Consider the following 3164-nt stretch of genomic DNA (forward strand, 5'->3'; position numbering starts at 1 on the left):
GAAAAAGGTTAAAAATGCAGCATAAATGCCTTAAAAAGGCCTGAATATGAGTAAAGTGGAAAATTAAGGTCTAAATGCTGATCATTATTTGAGCGCTTTCAGGTTGAGCTGGTTTTAGGAGAGCTAACCGGGCTATTCTCGGTCAGCCTCCTAGCAAAGGAGCTTAAAGCTCATCTCCCTTGGCATCAAGCCCGGATACTGTTTCTTGCCCAATTCATTCTCGGCTTGATGAGGGGGCGCTCATGTAACTTGTATCGAGTGGCTGAAGAGTTTCAGAGTAAGGCTCAGGAAGAGTCCAGCTATCGTCGTATAAAGCGCTTCTTTGAGAAATATACATACTGCTATGAGCAGTTGRGAAAGCTCATACTTCATTGGTTAAACCTTACCAGCTACACACTTTGCATGGATAGAACCAACTGGCAATTTGGTAGCCAGCACATTAACTATCTGGTGGTTTCTATTGCCTGGCAAGGTGCGTCTATTCCCATTGTCTGGACTTGTCTCGATAAGAGTGGTGGCAACTCAAATGCAGATGAACGCATTGCCATCATGAAAAGAGTTCTGAAACTGATACCTGCAAAAAAGATAGATGGGTTGCTTGCAGACCGTGAATTCATTGGTCACGAATGGTTCGACTGGCTGGATAAACAGGGTATTGTCTGTCGGCTCCGTATCAAAGATAACACTTCCGTTATGGGGAGTGGAGGCAAGCCTATCAAGGCCGTGCAGCTATTTAGGAACATAAAGCTGTATCAGGTCGTGACCTGGCACAGCAAACGCAAGGKYTCAGGCGTTAGTCTGTATATTGGTGCAAGACGTTCAGTGGATGGGCTTCTCATTGTTGTCGCCACCAAAAAGCCAGAAACCATGGTAGAAGATTACTACAAACGCTGGTCGATAGAGACGCTGTTTGGATGCCTCAAAAGCCGTGGGTTTGACCTTGAATCTACTCATATGACCAACCTTGATCGTATGGATAAGTTGATGGGTATCCTTGCTCTGGCATTTACATGGTGCTTGCTTGTTGGCCACTGGAGTTATGGAGATGCAAAACAGCTTCCTCTAAATAAACATGGGCGACCTGCCAAAGCCCTTTTCAGACTGGGACTGGATATACTTCGCAGGGTTCTGAAAAATAGCTGTGCAAAAAGCGACCAAGTCAACTTTCAAATGCTCTTACATGTTTTGTCCCGTACATAGCAGCGGATCTTGGCCAAAGAAGTTTCCCACCCCTAATGTATCGAGCGTGACTCCGCTTATAGAAACACTAATGTAATTCGCTATATTTGCACCGTTAGCACCAGCAGGCAGGACTTGGCTGAGATCAATAACGTCTTTCTGCTCTGGGGAAGAAACAAAATTGATAACTTTCGTATCATCTGTATCCGTAATCACATAACGATCATTGCCTGGGCCACCATTGTAAAGATCCTCGCCCCCCCCCCGGTAATGACATCATCGCCTGCTAGCCCATAAAGTGCATCGGCCGCTGCTGTTCCCTGAAGATTATCGACTCCTGAAGTACCCGTAACATTGTTATACTCCGGCTCTTCACTTGCACTTCCTCCAGAACCAGAGAACATGCTAAACCAAAACTCACTTGAAACCATCGGTTTTATTTTGGTTTTGGCTTAACCGGTTTTCTGAGCACCTCTTCCTCCTCGTCAAGAGACGTCTTGGTATGGAGTCTGTCGGCTAACTCGACTGGTTTTTGGTTAATCTGCACGCAGAAGGCTTTGACATTCTTCACCAGTTCATCTTGGGTGCTATGACAATAATGAGGCTCTTTTGAAAAATGAGTGGGTAAGTGTATATTTGCCCACCTTCTTTTTTGTTGCAGAACCTGCCATAAATCACCCATGAAAGACCTGTTTCAGACAGCCCTGGGCATCACCTCTCCCTGGTACATTGAGTMCCTGAATTTCGATGCAGATCAATCGCGTCTGGACATATTCATTAACTTTCAACGAGGAACCACATTCAAAGACCCAGAAGACCCTGCAGGCAAGGAATACAAAGCATACGACACTGTMAGAAAAGAGTGGCGGCATATGAATTTCTTCCAACACGAGTGCTATCTGCATGCCCGTGTTCCACGAGTTAAAAGAGGCGATAACAAGCCTCGCCTGATTTCTCCGCCCTGGAGTGGAAAGCTGAATGGCTTCACTCTTCTGTTCGAAGCCTTCCTACTTCAGATGTGTCGTTCAATGCCGGTGCATCATGTCAGCAAGTTGACCGGGGCCTCTGATTACCGACTGTGGTCACTGCTGGAGCTTTACGTCACTACAGCGCGGGCTGAAGAAGACTACAGCCAACTCCACACCATTGGCATGGATGAAACGTCATCTGCCCTGGGGCACGATTACATAACCTTGTTCGTCGATCTTGAAGAAAGACGTACTGTATTTGTCACCGATGGCAAAGGCAGCGAAACGGTCAAGGCATTTACGACCGATCTGGAAGAACACAATGGTAAGGCGGAGAACATCAAGCAGGTTAGCTGCGACATGTCGCCAGCCTTTATCAAAGGCGTACGGGAACAACTGCCCGAAGCCAGTGTCACCTTTGACAAGTTTCATATCGTCAAGATTATCAACGAGGCAGTAAACAGCGTGCGCAAAGAAGAGGCGAAAACCAACCCGTTACTGGTTGGCGCACGCTATGCGCTTCTGAAAAACGAAAGCAATCTGACAGCAAAACAGAAAGCGAAACGAGATGAACTCTCTATGCCCGGACTTAACCTGAAGTCGGTGCGAGCCTTACAAATAAGGGAAACCTTTCAGCAAATCTATACGGCACCAAGCAAAGAGGAGTTTGAGGCAAGACTAAACAAGTGGTACTTCTGGGCTACCCACAGCCGACTGGAGCCCATGGTAAAAGCTGCAAAGACCATCAAACGACACTGGGACGGTGTTCTGAACTGGAAAGAAAGTCAGATCAATAATGGTCTACTGGAAGGTTTGAACTCAGTGATACAGGCGGGTGCTCAGCCTGAATAATGTAGCAAGTATTTAAAAAGCATCTACTCTATTAGTAATTGACTACTGACGTTTATGTTTGCTGCCATGCCTGCCCAGATACTTTCTTCAAAAAACTCCGAAACCCAAGTTCTCATCACTATCCAGCATGGAAAGTCAATGTTGGAGTTTGAAGATCTGTTACAG

General features: G+C 46.2%; 3 protein-coding genes. 2 read left to right on the top strand and 1 reads right to left on the bottom strand.

What is annotated here, in order from left to right; genetic code table 11:
• Nucleotides 1–108 precede the first annotated feature (108 nt).
• Complete coding sequence (locus tag AKL11_RS06565; RefSeq protein WP_436404690.1) at nt 109–1200, top strand: IS4 family transposase; 1092 nt, start codon at nt 109–111, stop codon at nt 1198–1200.
• Between the two features lie 191 nt (nt 1201–1391).
• Here AKL11_RS06565 and AKL11_RS26600 read toward each other — a convergent pair whose 3' ends face one another.
• Nucleotides 1392–1610 carry a hypothetical protein gene (locus tag AKL11_RS26600; protein ID WP_067515798.1) on the bottom strand — a complete coding sequence of 73 codons (219 nt, stop codon included), beginning with the start codon at nt 1608–1610 and terminating at the stop codon, nt 1392–1394.
• A 249-nt stretch (nt 1611–1859) separates the two neighbouring features.
• Here AKL11_RS26600 and AKL11_RS06585 point away from each other — a divergent pair, with 249 nt between their 5' ends.
• Nucleotides 1860–2999 (top strand): ISL3 family transposase, encoded by a 1140-nt coding sequence (locus AKL11_RS06585; protein WP_067515800.1) that lies wholly within the window; start codon nt 1860–1862, stop codon nt 2997–2999.
• Nucleotides 3000–3164: the final 165 nt, after the last annotated feature.

Origin of the sequence: Endozoicomonas ascidiicola, assembly GCF_001646945.1 — a bacterium.
Classification (GTDB): domain Bacteria; phylum Pseudomonadota; class Gammaproteobacteria; order Pseudomonadales; family Endozoicomonadaceae; genus Endozoicomonas; species Endozoicomonas ascidiicola.

What these genes read in the sequence shown, in the direction of transcription:
- AKL11_RS26600 (WP_067515798.1), bottom strand. Translation starts at nt 1,610, where the DNA reads ATGGTTTCAAGTGAGTTTTGGTTTAGCATGTTCTCTGGTTCTGGAGGA.